Origin of the sequence: Pseudomonas putida (genome assembly GCF_026625125.1) — a bacterium.
Lineage (GTDB): Bacteria > Pseudomonadota > Gammaproteobacteria > Pseudomonadales > Pseudomonadaceae > Aquipseudomonas > Aquipseudomonas putida_X.
In genome coordinates this window covers 214,762-235,177 of the sequence record NZ_CP113097.1, presented here as the reverse complement: position 1 = coordinate 235,177, position 20,416 = coordinate 214,762, and the positions used below count along the sequence as shown (strand labels likewise).

Genomic DNA, 20,416 nt, shown 5'->3' with positions numbered 1-20,416 from the left:
ACACTAAGCCATAGATTTGCCGGGTGCAAAGTTATTGGATCCATTTTTGTGCTGACGTGAAAAACGAGGATGCACTCTTCTTGCTCCTGGCCTCCTGAGCCTCGCTATGCTTGGCAATGCCGCAGGAAGCGGCCCCCTATTCGCGACAACGGAGCGTCCATGTCCCTTGCCCTCGTCCACAGCCGCGCCCAGGTTGGCGTGCAGGCACCGGCGGTCAGCGTCGAAACTCACCTGGCCAACGGGCTGCCCACTCTCACGCTGGTCGGCCTGCCCGAAACCACGGTCAAGGAAAGCAAGGACCGGGTGCGCAGCGCCATCGTCAACTCCGGGCTGAACTACCCGCAAAGGCGCATCACCCAGAACCTGGCACCGGCAGACCTGCCCAAGGATGGCGGGCGCTACGACCTGGCCATCGCCCTGGGCATCCTTGCCGCTGACGGTCAGGTGCCGGTGGCCACATTGACCGATATCGAATGCCTGGGCGAACTGGCGCTGTCTGGCAAGCTGCGCCCGGTTCAGGGCGTGCTGCCTGCGGCACTGGCGGCGCGCGAGGCTGGCCGGGCATTGGTAGTGCCGCGGGAAAACGCCGAAGAGGCGAGCCTGGCGGGTGGGCTGGTGGTGTACGCGGTGGGGCACCTGCTGGAACTGGTGGCGCACCTCAACGGCCTGGTACCTCTGCCTCCCTTTGCCGCTAACGGTCTATTGCTGCACAGCCGCCCCTACCCCGACCTCAGCGAGGTGCAGGGCCAGGTAGCCGCCAAGCGTGCGTTACTGCTGGCGGCCTCAGGTGCTCATAACCTGCTGTTCACCGGCCCGCCCGGCACAGGCAAGACACTGCTCGCCAGCCGCCTGCCCGGCCTGCTGCCGCCGCTGGATGAACATGAAGCGCTCGAAGTGGCAGCCATCCAGTCGGTAAGCGGGCACAAACCCCTCGATAGCTGGCCGCAACGGCCGTTTCGCCATCCGCACCACTCAGCGTCCGGGCCCGCGCTGGTCGGCGGAGGCAGCCGGCCGCAACCAGGTGAAATCACCTTGGCGCACCATGGGGTACTGTTTCTCGATGAATTGCCGGAGTTTGAGCGTCGTGTACTTGAGGTGCTTCGCGAGCCGCTGGAGTCTGGCGAGATCGTGATTGCCCGGGCACGGGACAAAGTACGCTTTCCGGCGCGCTTCCAACTGGTGGCGGCCATGAACCCCTGCCCTTGCGGCTACCTGGGCGACCCCACCGGCCGCTGCCGCTGCAGCACCGAACAGATCCAGCGCTACCGCAACAAGCTTTCCGGCCCGCTGCTGGACCGCATCGATCTGCACCTTACCGTGGCGCGTGAAACCACCACGCTCAACAACCAACCTTGCGGCGATACCAGCGCCGACGTGGCCGCCCAGGTGGCCGAGGCACGCGAGGTGCAGTACCGGCGGCAAGGCTGTGCCAATGCGTTTCTGGACCTCGAGGGGCTGCGCCAGCACTGCGAATTGCGCGCTGCCGACCAGGCCTGGCTGGAGAGTGCCTGCGAGCGCCTGACACTTTCCCTGCGCGCCGCCCACAGGCTGTTGAAGGTGGCCCGCACGCTGGCTGACTTGGAGGGGGCCAGTACGATTGCCAAGGCGCACCTGGCCGAAGCCCTGCAGTACCGGCCCGGAAGTCACTAGCACTGCGGCGGGTCCTTCATATGCGCACTCAATACTACCCATAGTGGTAATATATTTTGCGCGCAAAATAATAGCGCGCAATATTGGCTTCAGACAGAAAGCAATCGTCGCCACCCCTTACTGAATCTGGAGAACGACCATGACCCTTCGCACCGTATTCGCACTCACCCTCGCCACCCTTGCACTGGGCACCAGTGCCAGTACCTTTGCTCAGTCCACCGAAGCGACGCCCTACCACTACGGCATGAACCTGGACATCGCGCAAGTGATCAGCCTGGCCCCCTCGGCCACGATCCAGGGCCAGCCAAGCACCGCTACCATGACCTACCGAGACAGCACTGGCCAAGTCCGGAGCATTCGCTACTACCAGCCCGATAACGCTCAAGGCAACCAGAACTGAATGCCCATGCAAGATCGAACAAGGCCGTGCAAGCGGCCTTTTGCATTTGCAGGATACTGGCATATTCAAAGCAACTGCTCGCGACACCTGTAGCGACAAGGCGTTACCCAAAACCTGTAATACTTAGACACATTTGAAAACAAAATGTAGTTGTACGACATCCTATCTACTGTGTTCGACTGCGCTCGTTTAAACAAGAACAATAACGGAGACATCCCCATGTCGAGCATTCATTCGGCCGAGGGCAGTGCTGCAGCACCCTCTCAAAGCCGCGTAACACGGCTGATTAAACTGCTGGGCCCAGGCATCATCGCGGTGTTGTCCTGGCTTGGCGCAGGTGATCTGATAACCTCATCCGTGGCAGGCGCCAACTACGGTTACGCCATGATGTGGGTACTGGCCGTTTCGTTGCTGCTCAGGTACCTCATCGTCAACATCATCGCCCGCTTCCAGCTGTGCAATAACCAAGGCATGACCATCCTCCAGGGGTACGCGCAACTGCACCCCGTATTTGCCTGGTTCATGCTGGCCTACGCGCTGCTGATGGGCCACCTGATGAACGCCTACATGATCAAGGGCGCAGGCGAAGCGCTGGCGATGCTGTTGCGCATCGACTACCCGCTGCTGTGCTCGATGGCTGTGGTGCTGGCGGTGTGGATGCTGGTCGGGCGCAACATCTACGCCATGATCGAAGGCGTGATGAAGCTGCTGCTGGCGGTGATGACGCTGGCGTTTCTGGCACTGGCCGTAATGTCTGGCCCGGATGTGGCCGGTATCGTCAAAGGCACCATCGGCTTCAGCATCCCCGCCGACGAAGGCGTGCACGGTGCACTGCTGGTGGCGGTGTCGGTGATCGGCGCGGTGGCAGGCTCGGTGGCCAACTTCGTGCACCCCTATGTGATGCGCCAGAAGGGCTGGGTAGGCCCGCAACACAAACGCATCCAGCGCAACGACCTGCTGTTCGCCGTGTTCATCGGTATCGTCATCAACCTGGCCATCTGGATCGTCGGCGCGGAAATACTGCGGCCAAACGGCATCGAAGTGAAAACCCTCGGCGACCTGGGCAAGGCACTGGAAATATTCTTCGGCCCGATCGGCTGGTACATCTTCTTCATCGGTGTGTTCGCCACACTGTTCGCCAGCATTTCCGGCAAGACCACGGCCTTCCCGATGCTGATTACCGATGCCTTCCAGCATGTCCGCCCGCAGCGGCGTGAGCGTTACGGCAAAGAGTTCCACAAGGACCCGATGCACAAGTGGTTCATGCTGTTCATTCTGGTGACGCCGCTGATCTGGTCGATCCCGGGCATGCCCGACTTCGTCACCCTGACCATTGGCGTCAGTGCGTTGAACATCATTGGCTTGCCTGTCATTTCGCTGGGCCTGCTGATTATGTCGAACCAAAAGTCGCTGCTCAGCAAGCAATACCGCAACAACCTGTTCGAAAACATCGCGCTGGCATTCGCGACCGGGCTGGCGTTGTGGGTGGCCTTCCAGTTGGGTGTGGATCTGCTCGGCCTGGGCTGAGCCCCTCGCCCCATCGCTGGCAGGCCGGCGATGGGGCACTGAAGGTTGACGCTGGCTGTTCTTGGCGAACGCGTTATCCCTGAGGCCTTCCCCGACAACAGCCTAATCGATACCTCGAAATGCACTCCAAATTCAGCTTCAGGCCGCACAAGCGGCCAGCATCCACGACATGAAAGGTTTCAGCGTGAGGTGGGCATCACGCCGTTGCAGTACCTGCAGAACGCGCGGATCGATCAGGCACGTAAACTGCTCGAAGGCAGCGACCGTCCTTTGAAGGTGGTGGCGGCGCAATGTGGGTTTGGCAGTGACCGGCATAAGTGTTCTGCGAGCGGCTAGGCATGACGCCGGCGCAGTACCGGGCGCAGTTCGTCGGCAGTTGAGCTGAGCGTTCCTCGTTGCCCGCGAAGCGCCAGGTAAAACTGTCACACTTGGTGGGACAATGTTTCTCTCCTGCGGCAGATTGTCTTAGGCAGCCGCAATCCCCAGAATTGCCCGCCACACTGTTCTAACGCTGCCCCGGCAGCTCATGGAGTTCGAGCCAATGCCACACGAAGGCAGCCTTCTGCAAACCGCGGTGATCTTCCTGTTCGCCGCCGTCCTTGCCGTACCCTTGACCAAACGCCTGCAACTGGGCGCCGTGATCGGCTACCTGCTGGCGGGCGTGGCCATCGGCCCACAGGCCTTGGGCCTGATCCGCGACACCGAAAGCGTGGCGCACATTTCCGAACTGGGCGTGGTCCTGTTGCTGTTCATCATCGGCCTGGAACTGTCGCCCAAGCGCCTGTGGCTGATGCGTAAGTCAGTGTTCGGCGTCGGTACTGCACAGGTGCTGCTGACCGGTGCACTGATCGGCGCCATTGCCCTGTTCGGTTTCGGCCAGTCACTCTCGGCCGCCCTCGTGGTCGGCCTTGGCCTGGCCCTGTCTTCCACCGCCCTGGGCCTGCAGAGCCTGGCCGAGAGCAAGCAGCTCAACGCCCCGCATGGCCGCCTGGCGTTCGCCATCCTGCTGTTCCAGGACATTGCCGCGATCCCGCTGATAGCCCTGGTGCCACTGCTGGCTGCCAGCGGCCCGGAAACCAGCCACGGTGACAGCCTGCAGCATGGCCTGAATGTCTTCGCCAGTATCGCGGTGGTGATCGTCGGCGGGCGCTACCTGCTGCGCCCGGTGTTCCGCATCGTGGCCCGCACCGGCCTGCCTGAAGTGTCCACCGCCACCGCATTGCTGGTGGTGATCGGTACCGCCTGGCTGATGGAGGAAGCCGGTATTTCCATGGCCCTGGGCGCCTTCCTCGCGGGCTTGCTGCTGGCCGACTCGGAATACCGGCATGAGCTGGAATCACAGATCGAACCGTTCAAAGGCCTGCTGCTGGGGCTGTTTTTCATGAGTGTGGGTATGGGTGCAAACCTGCGCCTGCTGCTGGAAATGCCACTGGTTCTGCTGGGCCTGACCCTGCTGTTGGTGACGGTCAAACTGGTGCTGCTGATGGGTGTCGGCCGCTTGGCCGGTGGCCTGAACAGCGCCAGCGCACTGCGCCTGGGGATGGTACTGGCCGCCGGTGGTGAGTTTGCCTTCGTGGTGTTCAAGCTGGGTAAGGACCAGGGCCTGTTCGACACCCAGACCTACGACCTGCTGCTGATGACCATCACCCTGTCGATGGCCATCACCCCGCTGCTGATGCTTGGCTGCGCCCGTGCCCTCAAGCGCACGCAGCCTGCGCGTGAAGTACCTGAGCAATACAAAGCCATCGATGCCGGTACCCCGCGTGTGGTGATCGTCGGCATGGGCCGCATGGGGCAGATCGTTTCACGCATCCTGCGTGCGCAGAAAATCCCTTTCGTGGCCCTGGAAACCTCGGTGGACGCCATCGAGATGACCCGTATGTTCGAACAGGCGCCGGTGTTTTACGGCGACCCACAGCGCCCCGAAGTGCTGCACGCTGCCAAGGTCGGCGAAGCGGAATACTTCATCATTACCACCGACGACCCGGAGGTGACCATACGCACGGCAGAGCGAGTGAAGCGCCTGTACCCTCACCTCAAATTGCTGGCACGCGCGCGTAACCGGCAGCATGTGCACAAGCTGGTGGACGTTGGTGCAGAGCCTATTCGCGAGACGTTCTATTCGAGCCTGGAAATGACCCGCCGGGCACTGGTCGGGTTGGGGCTGAGCAGTGAACAGGCGGCGGACCGCATCGATCGGTTTGCCCAGCATGACGAGGAAGTGCTGGAGGCACAGGGGCAGGTGCGTGATGACCGGGCCAAGGTGATGCAGACGGCCAAGGAAGCGCGGATGGAGTTGGAGCGATTGTTCGATTCGGATGCGGATTGAGGCTTGTACGTCGAAGACAAAGAGGGCTCAGGCGTAATGCCAGCCCGTTAAGTGATCCGGGGCCGCTTTGCGGCCCATCGCCGGCAAGCCGGCTCCCACCCCAACCGCGCTGTTCTTCAGGTCTGCGCTTTACCTGAGGAAGCAAGCGTCTTGCCCAATCTCTAAAAGCTGACGCAATCCATGTGGGAGCCGGGCTTGTCGGCGATGGGCCGCAAAGCGGCCCCGAGTACTCGCTGGCCCCATCGAGCGCTCGGGCTATTACAGCCCTGATAACGCTAACTGTCTGGCATTAGTCTCAGGCCATCTTTTTTGGCTGGGCGTCATTCGGATTTTGCGCAGCTGTGTCCGTCACGTTTTCCAGAAACGACAAGACGCTACTTAGCGATATGGGAAAGTAGCGCTGGGTACATCAACCGGGCCGTTCGAGGCGTGGGGGGTCGCTTACACCCATGGCACCAATAGGCTCGCCTTCATCATGCAGTGCGGTGCAAAGGCACTGAACAAACATCGTCATGGGAAGCTGCTCTACAAGCGATACGGTGTACTGTCGAACAAAGAAAAGGGCCACTGTCACCAGTGGCCCTGTAATCATGCTTGATATTCATACACCCTCAAGCCAGGGTGTGGAGGTCTCACCCGACGTTGATGATCCAGCCATCGACAGGGTTCCTCCACCAGCGAGTGCCGCTGGATGGCAGGTGGTTTCGCGCTCCAGTAAACCGCTGACAATACTTCTGAATCAAGTAACGATGGCCCCTTTTGCAGGAGCCATCCGTCAAGTTGCTGTGTATTACTTCCCAGCAGTCAACGCGTTATAGCTGGTCATCAAATTCCGATAATCCGGAATGTGGTTGGAGCACAGCGCCGCCAGCCCTTCAACATCGTTGCGCCAGTCGCGATGCAGCTCACACGCTACACCAAACCAGGTCATCAGTTGTGCGCCAGCCTGGCTCATGCGGTCGTGGGCGGCGTCGCGGGTCATGGCGTTGAAGGTGCCGGAGGCATCGGTCACCACGAACACCTCGAACTCTTCTTCCAGTGCCGACAGCGCGGGGAAGGCTACACACACCTCGGTCACTACACCGGCGATGATCAGTTGCTTCTTGCCGGTGGCCTTCACCGCCTTGACGAAGTCTTCATTGTCCCAGGCGTTGATCTGGCCAGGGCGGGCGATATAAGGGGCGTCCGGGAACAGTGCTTTGAGCTCCGGTACCAGCGGGCCGTTGGGGCCTTGTTCGAAGCTGGTGGTGAGGATGGTCGGCAGATTGAAGAACTTGGCGAGGTCCGCCAGGGCCAGCACGTTGTTCTTGAACTTGTCCGGCTCGATGTCACGCACCAGCGACAGCAGCCCCGCCTGGTGGTCCACCAGTAGCACGGCGGCGTCGTCTTTGTTGAGGCGGTTGTAGGTGAATTTGCTCATGCTCTGTGCTCCTGAGGTTTATGAATTTTTCAGCAATCTGGGGTGTTTCGCGTTGATGGGCACAGATTAAAATCATCACCTTTAGAGCGGTAGACTGCGAAAATTGCCCTTAGCGTTCCACCTGGAGAACGATCATTGGAAGACCTGAACTCCCTCTACTATTTCACCCAGGTGGTCGAGCACGGCGGCTTCGCCCCGGCCGGGCGGGCGCTGGACATGCCCAAGTCGAAACTCAGCCGCCGCATCGCCGACCTTGAGGACCGCCTGGGCGTGCGCCTGCTGCACCGCACCAGCCGGCACTGCTCGCTCACCGAGATCGGCCAGGCCTACTACAACCGTTGCCTGGCCATGCGTGTAGAGGCCGAAGGTGCAGCGGAAATCATCGAGCGCAACCGCAGCGAGCCGCGCGGCTTGGTGCGCATCAGCTGCCCGACCACACTGCTCAACTCCTGGGTCGGGCCAATGCTCACCCGCTACATGCTCAAGTACCCACAGGTAGAGCTGTTCATCGAGAGCACCAACCGCCGCGTCGACCTGCTGCACGAGGGCTTCGACGTGGCGCTGCGCGTGCGCTTCCCGCCGCTGGAAAACACCGACATGGTGATGAAGGTGCTGAGCAACAGCACCCAGTGCCTGGTGGGGCACCCGCAGTATCTGCAGCAGTTGCCCAAGGGCTTCGACCCGCAGCTGCTCGGCACGCTGCCCAGCGTGCACTGGGGTAGCGCCCAGCGCGATTACCAGTGGGAGCTGTTCCAGGGCGAGGACATGAGCCGCAGCATCGTGATCCCGCACACACCGCGCATGGTCACCGATGACCTGTTTGCCCTGCGCCATTTCGTGGTGGCGGGGGTGGGTATCGCGCACTTGCCACGGGTGGCAGTGCGCGAAGATCTGGCCGAAGGCCGTTTGGTGGAGCTGTTGCCGCAGTGGCACCCACGTTGCGGCATCGTGCATGCCATTTTCCCTTCGCGGCGTGGGTTGTTGCCGTCGGTGCGGTCGCTGATCGACCACCTGGCGGAGGAATTCGCGATCAGCGACATGGCCTGAACCAGCACACGCTTACAAAACCTTGTTCTACGCTTGCCCCACAGTCCCGGATCATTCAACCAGAGGTGACGCCTGAAGAACTGCGCGGTCGCGGTGGGAGCCGGCTTGCCGGCGATGGGCTGCGTAGCAGCCCTGATAACACTAACTGGCTGGCATAACCGCAGGGGGCCCACTCTTCACATCAGCTCAAAACGCAAAGCACGAACAGCCCAAGGCCCCCCAGAAGCCCTGGTAGTCATTCACCGGCACACTCGAATGCCGGGCTTTTTCATGGCTGTGCGCATGCACCCCGCAAGGCCCGCTGCACTGGTGCACCGCTGCAGCCAATGAGGGCGTACCCACGCGCCAGTGCCCCGGCACCTTGACCACTGGCGACCACTCCGGCAATACCGGTACCTGTGGCGGGCCGAGCTTGTCGAATTCGCCAGCGCCGTACACGACCTTGCCGTCGACGATAGTCAGTACCGACTCGATGCCCTTGATCGCCTCTTCATCAACGCTGAAGAAATCCAGCGACAGCGCCGCCAGGTCCGCCAGCTGGCCAACCTTGATCTGGCCTTTCTTGCCCTGCTCGCTGGAGAACCACGCGCTGCCCTGGGTGAACAGTTGCAGCGCGGTATCGCGGCTCAGGCCCTCCGGGTACAGCTCCATGCCGCCCACCGTCTTGCCGCTGACCAACCAGTACAGCGACGTCCAAGGGTTGTAACTGGAGACCCGGGTGGCGTCGGTACCGGCGCCCACAGGCACACCCATTTCGAGCATGCGCTTGATCGGCGGGGTCTGCTCGGCGGCCTTCGCACCGTAGCGATCGACGAAGTACTCACCCTGGAACGCCATGCGGTCCTGGATGGCAATACCGCCGCCCAACGCACGCACGCGCTCGATGTTCTGAGGCGTGATGGTCTCGGCATGGTCGAAGAACCAGGGCAACCCGTTGAACGGGATATCGCGGTTGACCTTCTCGAACACGTCGAGCATGCGCGTGATCGATTCGTTGTAGGTGGCGTGCAGGCGGAACGGCCAGCGCTGCTCGACCAGGTGGCGCACCACCGGTTCCAGCTCCTCTTCCATGGTTTGCGGCAGGTCCGGGCGCGGTTCGAGGAAGTCCTCGAAGTCGGCGGCTGAGAACACCAGCATCTCACCGGCGCCGTTATGGCGCAGGAAGTCGGTGCCGCTGTGCAGCTTGACACTGGAAGTCCACTTCCTGAAGTCGTCCAGCTCTTCCTTGGGCTTTTGGGTGAACAGGTTGTAGGCGATGCGCACCGTCAGCTGGTCGTTGTCGGCCAGTTCCTGAATCACCGCGTAGTCGTCGGGGAAGTTCTGGTAGCCGCCCCCTGCGTCGATGGCGCTGGTCAGGCCCAGGCGGTTGAGCTCACGCATGAACTGGCGGGTCGAGTTGACCTGGTATTCCAGCGGCAGCTTAGGTCCTTTGGCCAAGGTTGCGTAAAGGATCATCGCGTTGGGGCGGGCGATGAGCATGCCAGTCGGGTTGCCGAACTTGTCGCGCTGAATTTCACCGCCCGGTGGGTTCGGCGTGTCCTTGCTGTAGCCCACGGCCTTGAGCGCGGCGCGGTTGAGCAGTGCGCGGTCGTACAGGTGCAGCAGAAACACCGGGGTATCGGGCGCAGCCTGGTTGATTTCTTCCAGGGTGGGCATGCGTTTTTCAGCGAACTGGAATTCGTTCCAGCCACCGACCACGCGCACCCATTGCGGCGTTGGGGTGCGCGCCGCCTGGTCCTTGAGTATGCGCAGGGCATCGGCTACCGACGGTACACCTTCCCAACGCAGTTCAAGGTTGTAGTTCAGACCGCCGCGGATCAGGTGCAGGTGCGAGTCGTTCAGGCCCGGGATCACCGTGCGCTGCTTCAGGTCGATGATCTGCGTGGCAGCACCCTTGTGGGCCATGGCCTCGGCGTCGTTGCCCACGGCAATGAAGCGGCCGTCTTTGATTGCGACGGCAGTGGCGGTGGGCTTTTCACGGTCGACTGTATGCAGTTTGCCGTTGAACAGGATCAGGTCGGCGGTCATGGAACCTCCTTGGATGGATGCGTGGGCGGAGCCGGCGGCGCCGGTGAAGGGCAATGCGGACCAGAGCGCGCCGGCGGCACCGAGCACGGTACTGGTGGCAAGGAACTGGCGACGGGTCTTGTCGTTGGGGTCCTGGGACATGGTCTTCTCCGTCTGGGTGCGGCGGCGGCAGCGGCAGCGGCAACTGCGGAGCATGCCGCTTCAAGCCTGGCTAGGGATTGCATGGATGTGCGGTGGGTTGAAGAAGGTTAGCCCTGTTCACGTTTTGTGCTGGCAGGGCCGGCCTCTTCGCCGGCAAGCCGGCTTCCACAGGCACCGCACAGGGCTTGAAGCGGATGCGGCCGAGGTAGGAGCCGGCTTGCCGGCGATGGGCGGCAACGCGGCCCTAGCCTGCTCAGCGGCTCAGGAACGCCAGCAGATCCTCATTCAGCTGCTGCGCATGGGTCACTGCGAACCCGTGCGGCGCCCCGCTGTACACCTTCAGCTCAGCCCCCCGAATCAACTCCGCAGCCCGCTTGCCGGTAGTCTCGAACGGTACGATCTGATCGTCGTCACCGTGGATCACCAAGGTCGGTACATCGATCTTGGCCATGTCCGGGCGGAAGTCGGTTTCAGAGAACGCACTGACGCAATCCAGCGTGGCCTTGATCGAAGCCATCAGCGCAATGTTCAGGGTCTGCGTCTGCACCCCCTGAGACACCTGCTGCCCATGGTTCAGCCCATAGAACGGCGTGGCGAAATCAGCGATGAACTGCGCCCGGTCAGCCCGCAGGCCGGCCTTGATGCCATCGAATACCGAGGTGTCGACACCGTCCGGGTTGTCGTCACGCTTGCCGAACACCGGGGTCACCGCGCCCAGCAACACCAGCCCGGCAACCCGTGCGCTGCCGTGGCGAGCGATGTAGCGGCTGACGTCGCCGCCACCCATGGAGAAGCCCACCAGGGTCACGTCGCGCAGGTCGAGGTGCTCGATCAGCTGGGCGATGTCGTCAGCGAAGGTGTCGTAGTCATAACCGTTCCACGGCTGGCCCGAGCGGCCGAAACCACGGCGGTCGAAGGCGATTGCGCGGTAGCCGCGGCTGGCCAGGTACTCCATCTGCGAGTCCCACATGTCGGCATCCAGCGGCCAGCCATGGCTGAACAGCACGGGCTTGCCGCTGCCCCAGTCCTTGTAATAGATCGAAGTGCCATCGCGGGTAACGAGCGTAGTCATGTCTGTATCTCCTTGAAGTGTCTTGGTCGAGAGATGAATCAGCTGCGCAGCCAGTTGGCGCAACGACGGGTTACCCAGGGCATGATGAAAAACACCACGGGCAGGATCACGAACAGGTTGACGATCAGGTTGCCTGTGACCATCCCGCCAAACTGCGGGAAGCGGGTGAAGAACGGCGCCAGCAATTGCGGAATGATCATGGTCATCGGGCAGATCACCAGGTAGGTCAGCAGGGCCTGCTTCCAGCGCGGCGGTTGCGCGGACGTCATGCTGGGCGGTGTGAACCAGAACTCCGGGTCTTCATGCACCTGGGTGTGGTCGCCGCCGTCGAGCAGCGGTAGCACCTCGTTGACCAGCGTCTGGCGCTCGCTGGAGTTGACCCAGGCCTGCAAGAGGCTGGCATCTGCGAAGCGCACCACGGTGGTGAAGTGCAGCCCGCCGTCGTCCGGGCGGATCACGTTGACGTCGAGGTGCCCCGGCTGGCGCCGTGCGGTGCTGACCGTACGCTTGAGCCAAGCCTCGTAGCTGGCCAGTGCCTGGGCGCGGACCTTGTGCTGGATGACCAGCGTCACTACTTTGCGGTTGTCTTGGAATGCGGTGTTCATCGGCGTTCCTTGGGATGAGCTTGCCCGCATCCACTGTGCAACGGCGGACGGGCGGATGATTGGATGAGTGTGCTGCCCTGGGCGGGCACCGCTGCCGGTGCCCGAGGCGGTCGGCTTACTTGCCGGCGTTGAAGGCGTTGTAGCTGGTCATCAGGTTGCGGTAATCCGGGATGTGGTTGGAGCACAGCGCCGCCAGCCCTTCGACGTCGTTGCGCCAGTCGCGATGCAGCTCACACGCCACGCCGAACCAGGTCATCAGTTGTGCGCCAGCCTGGCTCATGCGGTCGTGGGCAGCGTCGCGGGTCATGGCATTGAAGGTGCCGGAAGCGTCAGTCACCACGAACACCTCGAACTCTTCTTCCAGTGCCGACAGCGCCGGGAAGGCTACACACACCTCGGTCACCACACCGGCGATGATCAGCTGCTTCTTGCCGGTGGCCTTCACCGCCTTGACGAAGTCTTCGTTGTCCCAGGCGTTGATCTGGCCAGGGCGGGCGATGTACGGGGCGTCCGGGAACAGTGCTTTGAGCTCCGGTACCAACGGGCCGTTGGGGCCTTGTTCGAAGCTGGTGGTGAGGATGGTCGGCAGGTTGAAGAACTTGGCGAGGTCCGCCAGGGCCAGCACGTTGTTCTTGAACGCATCCGGTTCGATGTCACGGACCAGGGACAGCAGGCCAGCCTGGTGGTCGACCAGCAGAACGGCGGCGTCGTCTTTGTTCAGGCGGTTGTATTTGAAGTAGGTCATGGTCGTGCTCCTAAGGGTTTGGATGTGCAGTAAGTTGGGTGTTTCGCGTTGATGGGAGAAGCTTAAAACCACCACCTTTGGAGCGGTAGATAGTGATTTTTGGCTTTAGCGTTCTGTTTTGTGAACGATGATTGTTGGTCCTGGGCCGGCTCGCCAAAACCACCTTCGCCCGCATTGCGGGGTTCCAGGCGCCGTCATCGAAGGCGAGCCACGCTGGAGGCTGGACGGCACTCCCACAGCCGTCGATGCCGCGCGGGTGAAATGCGCCTGTAAGGTTCACTCGCCCCCATTGCCGGCCACCTCAACCTGCTCTATTACTACACACAGCCCTCCCCTCACGCCCGAGACCACCATGCTGGCTTTCATCCAGTCGTCCCCTTTGTTGCTCGGTTGTGCCCTGATCCTGCTCGACCTCGTGCTTTGGCAACTGATCCCTGTTCAGCGCAGGGCATGGCGTATCGGCGCACGGTTGGCGATTTTCCTGCTGTTCAGCTGGGTGCTGGTGACTGCCGGGATGAGCCCGCTGCAACCGCCGCCCTGGGTCGACGACGTGTCGCGCAACCTGATGGCCACGGTGCTGGCGATCGGCTGGTGGCTGTTCGGCGCACGCACGGTGACGGTGGTGTTCGGCCTGCTGCTGGGGGCGCGCGGCAGCCATGGCGGGCGGTTGCTGCAGGATGTGCTGGGGGCGCTGATCTTCCTGGCGGCGGTGGTCGCCGCTGCAGGCTATGTGATGCAGCTGCCGGTAAAGGGCTTGCTGGCCACCTCCGGGGTGATGGCCATCGTCATTGGCCTGGCGTTGCAAAGCACCTTGGCCGACGTGTTCAGCGGGATCGTGCTGAACACCACGCGGCCTTATCAGATCGGCGATGCGATCTCGATCGACGGCACTGAAGGCAAGGTGCTGGACATCGACTGGCGGGCCACCCGCCTGCTCACCGGCTCCGGCAGCCTGGCGGTGATCCCCAACTCGGTGGCGGCCAAGGCCAAGTTGCTCAACCACAGTCGCCCGGCCGATGTGCATGGGGTGTCGATCAGTGTGGTGGTACCCGCCAAGGTAAGGCCGAAGCGGGTCTTCGATGCGCTGGAAAAGGCCTTGCAAGGCACCCGCGCGATACTCGCATCACCCAAGCCGAAAGTGACGGTGAAGGCCTCGACGCTGGAATCGGTGGAGTACGAAGCCAGCGGCTTCGTCGCTGACATGGGCGGCAAGACCGAGGCGCGCAACCAGCTGTTCGACCTTGCACATCGGCACCTGGAGGCCAGTGGCGTGATGTGGAACGTCGACCTGGCCATGCCGCCGCGCAGCCGTCAGCGTGAAGTGCTGGACGAGGTACGGGTGTTCCGTTCGTTGACTGACGAGGAGCGCGATGCCTTGAGCCAGCGCATGACTGCCGTCGAGTACCTGGCAGACCAAGTGATTCTGGGCGTGGGCGAGCATTCCGATCACTTGCTGGTGATCGGTAGCGGCGTGGTTTCGGCGGCGATTCGCGATGGCGAGACGTTAGTGGAAGCCGGGCGCATGGGGCCGGGGGAAGTGCTGGGGATCGAGGGCCTCATCGATGAGGATGACTCGTTTGCCGAATTCCGTACCTTGACCAGCTGCGTGCTGTATCGCATCGAGAAGGAGCAGGTGCGCAGCTGCCTGGTACAGCGCGGCGAGGTGCAGACGGCGTTGACCAAGTTGCAGCGGTTCCGGCGCCAGAGCCGGGAGTCATTGCTGCTGCAAAAGCCGACAGCGATCAAGAAAGGTGGCTTTCTCAGCTGGTTGCACAGGTAATGCTGACGCCTGCACCGGCCCTATCGCCGGCAAGCGGCGCCCAAAATGAGTCTGTGCCACCTGCGCCATCCGCAGCGCCGCAGAACCCTGCGGGAGCCGGCTTGCCGGCGATAGGGCCGGTACAAACACCTACAGCACTACCCGCAAACACTGCCCCGCGTGGTACAGCGAGAACCCGGACTCGTAGAACGCGGTGCGCAACGATGGCGCACTCACCCCGGTCATCGGCGAGAACGGGATCGGCAGGCTGTCCGCCTCACCCTTGAGCAGAAACTCGGCGAACGCCCGGCCAATCACCGTGCCGGTGGTATTGCCGCGCCCGTTGTAGCCCGTCACCGCAACCAACCCCGGCGCCGGCTCGAACAGGCGCATCAGGTGGTCAGGGGTGAAGTCGATGCAGCCGGTCCAGTGCATCTCCCACTCGACCTTGCCCAGCTCAGGGTAGTAATGGCTCTGGATGCGGTCAGCCCAACTGCGCACGAACCATGCAGGTTTGTTATCTACCCGTCCAAGGCTGCCAAGCAGCAGGCGGCCCTGGTCGTCGCGGCGGATGCTGCTGAGCACCGTGCGGGTGTCCCACGAGCCTTGGCCATGTGGCAGAACCTTGTCGGCAGCAGCACCGTGCAGCGGCTTGGAAGCGACCTGGTAGTAGTAGCCACGGAAGAACTGCTTCTGCAGGTTGCTCCAATCACCCTCGGTGTAGGCGCCGGTCGAGATCACCACCTTCTCGGCGCGCACCGAACCGCGGGCAGTCTTGACCCGCCAGGCATCGCCTTCGCGCTCCAGGCCTTCCACGGCCGATTGCTGGAACAACTTGCCGCCCAGGCGCGCAACCGCCGCGGCCAGGCCTTGGGTATACCCCATGGGGTTGATGGTGCCGGCGCGGCGGTCGAGCAGCGCAGCGGAAATCTTGTCGGTGCCGCAGTACTCCTGGCACTGGGCGCCGGTCAGCAGCTGCACATCGGCGCCGCGTCGGCGCCATTGCTCATGGCGCGCTTCGAGGTCGGCGATGCCGGTGGCGTTGTGCGCCATGTGCAGGGTGCCTTTGTGCTGCGCCTGGCAATCGATGCCGAGGCGTTCGATCATGGCGAAAACCTCGCCTGGCGCCTCGCCGAGCACTTTGTTCAAGCGGCTGCCCTGCTTCTGGCCCAACGTTGCCTCGACATCGTCAGGGCGGATCCAGGTGCCAGCGTTGACCAGGCCTACGTTACGTCCGGAGCCGCCGTGGCCGATCTTCCAGGCCTCCAGCAGGATCACCGACTTGCCCTGTTCGAGCAGGTGGATGGCCGCCGACAGGCCGGTGATGCCGGCGCCGATGACGCAGACGTCGGCCTTGTGTTCACCGGCCAGGGCCTGAGCGGCGACGGTAGGTTGGCTGACGTGTTCCCACAAGCATTGTTGACGCAGTTCGGACATGGCCGGCTCCAGCACTATTGTTCTTGTTGGGGCCGCTGCGCGACCCATCGCTGGCAAGCCGGCGTCCACAAGGATCGCATCGCCCGCACGATCACTGGGAGCCGGCTTGCCGGCGAACCGGGGGCAAAGCCCCCGGCCATGCAGCATCAGTCGAACACGATACCCTGCGCCAGCGGCAGCTCACGCGAGTAGTTCACGGTGTTGGTCTGGCGACGCATGTAGCCTTTCCAGGCGTCGGAACCCGACTCACGACCGCCGCCGGTTTCCTTCTCGCCACCGAAGGCGCCGCCAATTTCGGCGCCGCTGGTGCCGATGTTGACGTTGGCGATACCGCAGTCGCTGCCCGAGGCGCTCTGGAAGCGCTCGGCCTCACGGATGTCGGTGGTGAAGATGCACGACGACAGGCCTTGCGGTACTTCGTTGTTCAGGCGCAGGGCCTCTTCGAAGTCATCGTAGGCCAGTACGTAGAGGATCGGTGCGAAGGTTTCGTGGCGCACCACGTCGCTCTGCGCGGGCATCTCGGCGATGGCTGGCGACACGTAGTAGGCGTTAGGGAACTGGTCGGCCAGCTGGCGCTCGCCACCGAATACCTGGCCACCCTCGTCGCGGGCCTTGGCCAGCGCGCCCTGCATGGCGTCGAACGACAATTTGTCGATCAGTGGGCCCACCAGGTTGTCCTTGCGCGGGTCGCCGATACGCACCTTGGCATAGGCGGCTTTCACACGGGCAACCACTTCGTCCTTGATAGAGCGGTGCACGATCAGGCGGCGCAGGGTGGTGCAGCGCTGGCCGGCGGTGCCCACAGCGGAGAACAGAATGCCACGCACGGCCAGATCCAGATCGGCGCTCGGTGCCAGGATCATGGCATTGTTACCGCCCAGCTCCAGGATGCTGCGGCCGAAACGGGCAGCAACGCGCGGGCCGACTTCACGGCCCATGCGGGTGCTGCCGGTGGCGCTGACCAGCGGCACGCGTGGGTCGTCGACCAAGGCTTCGCCCGCTTCGCGGCCACCGATGACCAGTTGTGCCAGGCCAGCCGGGGCATCGCCAAAAGCTTTCAGGGCTTTTTCGAACAGTGCCTGGCAGGCCAGTGCGGTCAGCGGGGTCTTCTCCGAAGGCTTCCACACCACCGCGTTACCGGCCACCAGGGCCAGCGCGGTGTTCCAGGCCCACACGGCCACCGGGAAGTTGAAGGCGCTGATCACGCCGACCACGCCCAGCGGGTGCCAGCTCTCACGCATGTGGTGGCCAGGGCGCTCCGATGCGATGGTCAGGCCGTACAGCTGACGCGACAGGCCAACGGCGAAATCGCAGATGTCGATCATTTCCTGGACTTCACCCAGGCCTTCCTGAGTGATCTTGCCGGCTTCGATCGACACCAGTTCGCCCAGGTCGGCCTTGTGTTCACGCAGCACTTCACCGAACAGGCGCACCAGTTCGCCACGGCGCGGGGCCGGCACGCTGCGCCAGGCTTGGAAGGCACTCTGCGCCTGGTCGATGCGGGCGGTGGTCTCGGCCTTGCCAAGCAGTTTCACCGAGGCGATCTGGCTACCGTCGATCGGGGTGTGAACAGGGTAGTCGCCCTGGGTGTAAGCCGTGGCGGCAACGCCAAGGCGCTCGAGCAATCCAGCAACCATTGTGCTTCTCCTACATCGGGTGATGGGGTGGAAAAATGATGTGGATCAGTATTAATCCGATCACACCAGTGCAACAAACGACCTTTATTCCGCATATCATTCCGTCAGGTAATGATTTGAGCTGCAGAGACCGCTATGTCCAAACGCCTCGTGCCTTCCATGACCGCCCTGCAGTGCTTCGAAGCTGCAGCCCGCCACTTGAGCTTTACCCGTGCCGCCGAAGAGCTGCACCTGACCCAGAGCGCGGTCAGCAAGCAGGTCGCACAGCTCGAAGAGATGCTGCGCCACCACCTGTTCCTGCGTATCCGCCGGCGCCTGCAACTAACCCCCGCTGGCAGTCTGTACCTGGCCGAGGTCAACAAGATCCTCACCCAGGTGGACATGTCCAGCCGCTACGTGCTGACCTATGGCGAGCAGACCGAGATATTGAAGGTAGCCACTCAACCGAGTTTTGGCGTGCGTTGGTTGATCCCGCACCTCAAAGGCTTCGGCAAGCGCCACAGCAACATCCATCTGGACATCCGTAACGAGATGGAGCCTTTCGCCTTGCTGCAGGGCTCGGCGGATGTGGTGTTTTTCTATGGCCAAGGCACCTGGCCGGGGGCGACCTGCATCGAATTGTTCCGCGAGCAAGTGGTGCCGGTGTGCGCTCCGGAGCTGCTGGCCGGGCGTGAACTGGGGGATGCGGCCGAGCTGGCGGAGCTGGTGCTGCTGCAAAGCACGTCGCGGCCCGAAGCCTGGCACGAGTGGTTCCTGGAGCTGGGGCTGCACAGCGTCAGCGCCTACCACGGGCCACGGTTCGATACCTTCTACATGGCGCTGAGTGCGGCCCAGGCGGGCTGCGGGGTAGCGCTGGTACCGCGCTACCTGGTGGCCAAGGAGTTGAGCGAAGGCAGCCTGGTGATTGCTTGGAACCATGCGATGAACAGTACCGGGGCGCATTACCTGGCTTATGCCGAGCATGCGGCAGAGGTGCCGAAGGTGCGGGCGTTGGCGCAATGGGTTCTGGAGCAGTTGCAGGCTTGAGAATCGCCATTGCGGCGAAAGGCCTCGAAGGTCGATCAAAAAAGGAATGACACAGCCACTTTTTTTCGCTTGTGGCCATAGTGCATTCCCAGCTTTCATGTAAGCGTCCGAACCCAACCAGGAAGCTAGCGATGCCCGCCCACGATTTCGTCAGCCCCGACAGCATCCGCGCGCAGTTCTCTGCCGCCATGTCGCTCATGTACAAACAGGAAGTGCCGCTGTACGGCACGCTGCTGGCGCTGGTGAGCGAAATCAACCAGCAGGTCATGGCCCAGCAGCCTGAGGTGGCCCAGGCGCTGCGCTGGACCGGCGAGGTGGAGCGCCTGGACCAGGAGCGCCACGGCGCCATCCGGGTCGGCACAGCACAAGAGCTGGCCACCATCGCCCGGTTGTTCGCGGTGATGGGCATGCAGCCGGTTGGGTACTACGACCTCAGCAGCGCAGGCGTGCCCGTGCACTCCACCGCGTTTCGCGCCGTGCACGAACAGGCACTGCACATCAGCCCGTTCCGCGTCTTCACCTCGCTGCTGCGCCTGGAACTGATCGACGATCCCGCACTGCGTGAGTTGGCACAGAGCCTCCTGGCCAAACGCAAGATCTTCACCGCCCGCGCCCTTGAGCTGATCACCCAGTGCGAGCGCGATGGCGGCCTGAACGCGACCGACGCCGAGGCGTTCGTGCAGGAGGCCCTGCACACCTTCCGCTGGCACCAGGAGGCTACGGTTACCGCCGAGCAGTACCAGCAGTTACACGACCAGCACCGCCTGATCGCTGACGTGGTGGCGTTCAAGGGCCCGCACATCAATCACCTGACCCCGCGCACCCTGGACATCGATGCGATCCAGTTGGGCATGCCGGCCAAAGGTATCCCGCCCAAAGCCGTTGTCGAAGGCCCGCCCACTCGCCGCCACCCAATCCTGCTGCGCCAGACCAGCTTCAAGGCTCTGCAGGAGAAGGTTGCGTTCAGGGACCAGCACGGTAGCGAAGGCAGCCACACCGCACGTTTCGGCGAGATCGAGCAGCGCGGCGCGGCACTCACGCCCAAAGGCCGGCAGCTGTATGACACGCTGCTCGACGCTACCCGTGCAGCCTTGGGCGGCGCACCGGCAGAGGCCAATGCCGAGCGCTACATGGCACTGCTGAAAGAGCACTTTGCCGCGTTTCCGGATGACCTGGCACAGATGCGTGAGCAAGGGCTGGCGTACTTCCGCTATTTCGCGACCGAGAAGGGCATGGCCGCACGCGAGCAGGCTGAGCGCCCGACCACTCTGCAGGGCTTGATCGAGGCCGGCCATGTGCACTTCGAGGCGCTGGTCTACGAAGACTTCCTGCCAGTGAGCGCGGCGGGGATCTTCCAGTCCAACCTGGGTGACGATGCCCAGGCCGAGTATGGCAGCAACGCCAACCGCGAGGCCTTCGAAGCGGCATTGGGGCTGCAGGTACTGGATGAGCTGGCGCTGTACGCGCAGACTGAGCAGCGCTCGGTGCAGGCTTGTGCGCAGGCATTGAACCTGGAGTTGGTGTAAGCCTCAGGATTGCTGGGGGCGCGGTGCGCCCTTTGGCGACCAAGGCCGCGCCTACGAAGATCCGCAG

15 protein-coding genes and 1 pseudogene are annotated in these 20,416 nt (G+C 62.8%); 9 read left to right on the top strand and 7 right to left on the bottom strand.

Going from position 1 to position 20,416, the window contains the following annotated elements; all coding sequences use genetic code 11:
* The first annotated feature begins 159 nt into the window (after nt 1–159).
* The 5 genes and pseudogenes from OSW16_RS01120 to OSW16_RS01100 all read left to right on the top strand — a co-directional run bounded on the left by OSW16_RS01120 (nt 160) and on the right by OSW16_RS01100 (nt 5,906).
* Nucleotides 160–1,650: a YifB family Mg chelatase-like AAA ATPase gene (locus tag OSW16_RS01120; protein WP_267820106.1), complete on the top strand. Its 1,491-nt coding sequence runs from the start codon at nt 160–162 to the stop codon at nt 1,648–1,650.
* Nucleotides 1,651–1,789: 139 nt separating this feature from the next.
* On the top strand, nt 1,790–2,050 hold the full coding sequence (locus OSW16_RS01115; RefSeq protein WP_267820104.1) for a DUF2790 domain-containing protein: 261 nt from the start codon (nt 1,790–1,792) through the stop codon (nt 2,048–2,050).
* Nucleotides 2,051–2,269: 219 nt separating this feature from the next.
* Nucleotides 2,270–3,577 (top strand): Nramp family divalent metal transporter, encoded by a 1,308-nt coding sequence (locus OSW16_RS01110; protein WP_267820102.1) that lies wholly within the window; start codon nt 2,270–2,272, stop codon nt 3,575–3,577.
* Nucleotides 3,578–3,754: 177 nt separating this feature from the next.
* A pseudogene (locus OSW16_RS01105) lies at nt 3,755–3,957 on the top strand (helix-turn-helix domain-containing protein); the annotation flags it as partial.
* Between the two features lie 161 nt (nt 3,958–4,118).
* On the top strand, nt 4,119–5,906 hold the full coding sequence (locus OSW16_RS01100; protein WP_267820100.1) for a monovalent cation:proton antiporter-2 (CPA2) family protein: 1,788 nt from the start codon (nt 4,119–4,121) through the stop codon (nt 5,904–5,906).
* 790 nt (nt 5,907–6,696) lie between these two features.
* On the opposite strand, the gene ycaC (OSW16_RS01095) is transcribed toward OSW16_RS01100, so the two are convergent.
* The gene (ycaC, locus tag OSW16_RS01095; protein ID WP_267820098.1) at nt 6,697–7,326 is read right to left on the bottom strand and encodes an isochorismate family cysteine hydrolase YcaC; all 630 of its coding nucleotides are present in this window, start codon (nt 7,324–7,326) and stop codon (nt 6,697–6,699) included.
* Between the two features lie 135 nt (nt 7,327–7,461).
* On the opposite strand from ycaC (OSW16_RS01095), the gene OSW16_RS01090 reads away from it, so the two are divergent.
* Nucleotides 7,462–8,373, top strand: coding sequence for a LysR substrate-binding domain-containing protein (locus tag OSW16_RS01090; RefSeq protein ID WP_241804964.1), 912 nt, complete (start codon nt 7,462–7,464; stop codon nt 8,371–8,373).
* Nucleotides 8,374–8,559: 186 nt separating this feature from the next.
* On the opposite strand, the gene OSW16_RS01085 is transcribed toward OSW16_RS01090, so the two are convergent.
* The 4 genes from OSW16_RS01085 to ycaC (OSW16_RS01070) all read right to left on the bottom strand — a co-directional run bounded on the left by OSW16_RS01085 (nt 8,560) and on the right by ycaC (OSW16_RS01070) (nt 12,964).
* A complete protein-coding gene (locus OSW16_RS01085) occupies nt 8,560–10,401 on the bottom strand; it encodes an amidohydrolase (protein WP_267824151.1) in 1,842 nt (613 codons plus the stop codon).
* A gap of 394 nt (nt 10,402–10,795) precedes the next feature.
* Nucleotides 10,796–11,614: an alpha/beta fold hydrolase gene (locus OSW16_RS01080; RefSeq protein ID WP_267820095.1), complete on the bottom strand. Its 819-nt coding sequence runs from the start codon at nt 11,612–11,614 to the stop codon at nt 10,796–10,798.
* Between the two features lie 38 nt (nt 11,615–11,652).
* Nucleotides 11,653–12,219 (bottom strand): antibiotic biosynthesis monooxygenase, encoded by a 567-nt coding sequence (locus OSW16_RS01075; protein WP_267820093.1) that lies wholly within the window; start codon nt 12,217–12,219, stop codon nt 11,653–11,655.
* A 115-nt stretch (nt 12,220–12,334) separates the two neighbouring features.
* Nucleotides 12,335–12,964, bottom strand: coding sequence for an isochorismate family cysteine hydrolase YcaC (ycaC, locus tag OSW16_RS01070; protein ID WP_267820091.1), 630 nt, complete (start codon nt 12,962–12,964; stop codon nt 12,335–12,337).
* A 352-nt stretch (nt 12,965–13,316) separates the two neighbouring features.
* On the opposite strand from ycaC (OSW16_RS01070), the gene OSW16_RS01065 reads away from it, so the two are divergent.
* The gene (locus OSW16_RS01065; RefSeq protein WP_267820089.1) at nt 13,317–14,744 is read left to right on the top strand and encodes a mechanosensitive ion channel family protein; all 1,428 of its coding nucleotides are present in this window, start codon (nt 13,317–13,319) and stop codon (nt 14,742–14,744) included.
* A gap of 129 nt (nt 14,745–14,873) precedes the next feature.
* Here OSW16_RS01065 and OSW16_RS01060 read toward each other — a convergent pair whose 3' ends face one another.
* Both OSW16_RS01060 and OSW16_RS01055 read right to left on the bottom strand, forming a co-directional pair.
* Nucleotides 14,874–16,160: an NAD(P)/FAD-dependent oxidoreductase gene (locus OSW16_RS01060; protein WP_267820087.1), complete on the bottom strand. Its 1,287-nt coding sequence runs from the start codon at nt 16,158–16,160 to the stop codon at nt 14,874–14,876.
* Between the two features lie 146 nt (nt 16,161–16,306).
* Nucleotides 16,307–17,797, bottom strand: coding sequence for an aldehyde dehydrogenase family protein (locus OSW16_RS01055; RefSeq protein ID WP_277818149.1), 1,491 nt, complete (start codon nt 17,795–17,797; stop codon nt 16,307–16,309).
* A 135-nt stretch (nt 17,798–17,932) separates the two neighbouring features.
* Between OSW16_RS01055 and OSW16_RS01050 the strand changes: the two genes are divergently transcribed.
* A complete protein-coding gene (locus OSW16_RS01050; RefSeq protein WP_241804958.1) occupies nt 17,933–18,823 on the top strand; it encodes a LysR family transcriptional regulator in 891 nt (296 codons plus the stop codon).
* Between the two features lie 131 nt (nt 18,824–18,954).
* Entirely contained in the window at nt 18,955–20,349 is a 1,395-nt protein-coding gene (locus tag OSW16_RS01045) for a VOC family protein (protein ID WP_267820085.1), read from the top strand.
* The last annotated feature ends 67 nt before the right edge of the window (nt 20,350–20,416 follow it).

Excerpts from the sequence above, each read along its gene's own strand:
- OSW16_RS01045 (WP_267820085.1), top strand. The coding sequence starts at position 18,955 with ATGCCCGCCCACGATTTCGTCAGCCCCGACAGCATCCGCGCGCAGTTC.
- OSW16_RS01120 (WP_267820106.1), top strand. The coding sequence starts at position 160 with ATGTCCCTTGCCCTCGTCCACAGCCGCGCCCAGGTTGGCGTGCAGGCA.
- OSW16_RS01060 (WP_267820087.1), bottom strand. The coding sequence starts at position 16,160 with ATGTCCGAACTGCGTCAACAATGCTTGTGGGAACACGTCAGCCAACCT.
- OSW16_RS01065 (WP_267820089.1), top strand. The coding sequence starts at position 13,317 with ATGCTGGCTTTCATCCAGTCGTCCCCTTTGTTGCTCGGTTGTGCCCTG.
- OSW16_RS01115 (WP_267820104.1), top strand. The coding sequence starts at position 1,790 with ATGACCCTTCGCACCGTATTCGCACTCACCCTCGCCACCCTTGCACTG.
- OSW16_RS01075 (WP_267820093.1), bottom strand. The coding sequence starts at position 12,219 with ATGAACACCGCATTCCAAGACAACCGCAAAGTAGTGACGCTGGTCATC.
- ycaC (WP_267820091.1), bottom strand. The coding sequence starts at position 12,964 with ATGACCTACTTCAAATACAACCGCCTGAACAAAGACGACGCCGCCGTT.
- OSW16_RS01100 (WP_267820100.1), top strand. The coding sequence starts at position 4,119 with ATGCCACACGAAGGCAGCCTTCTGCAAACCGCGGTGATCTTCCTGTTC.
- ycaC (WP_267820098.1), bottom strand. The coding sequence starts at position 7,326 with ATGAGCAAATTCACCTACAACCGCCTCAACAAAGACGACGCCGCCGTG.
- OSW16_RS01110 (WP_267820102.1), top strand. The coding sequence starts at position 2,270 with ATGTCGAGCATTCATTCGGCCGAGGGCAGTGCTGCAGCACCCTCTCAA.
- OSW16_RS01080 (WP_267820095.1), bottom strand. The coding sequence starts at position 11,614 with ATGACTACGCTCGTTACCCGCGATGGCACTTCGATCTATTACAAGGAC.
- OSW16_RS01055 (WP_277818149.1), bottom strand. The coding sequence starts at position 17,797 with ATGGTTGCTGGATTGCTCGAGCGCCTTGGCGTTGCCGCCACGGCTTAC.
- OSW16_RS01050 (WP_241804958.1), top strand. The coding sequence starts at position 17,933 with ATGTCCAAACGCCTCGTGCCTTCCATGACCGCCCTGCAGTGCTTCGAA.
- OSW16_RS01085 (WP_267824151.1), bottom strand. The coding sequence starts at position 10,401 with ATGACCGCCGACCTGATCCTGTTCAACGGCAAACTGCATACAGTCGAC.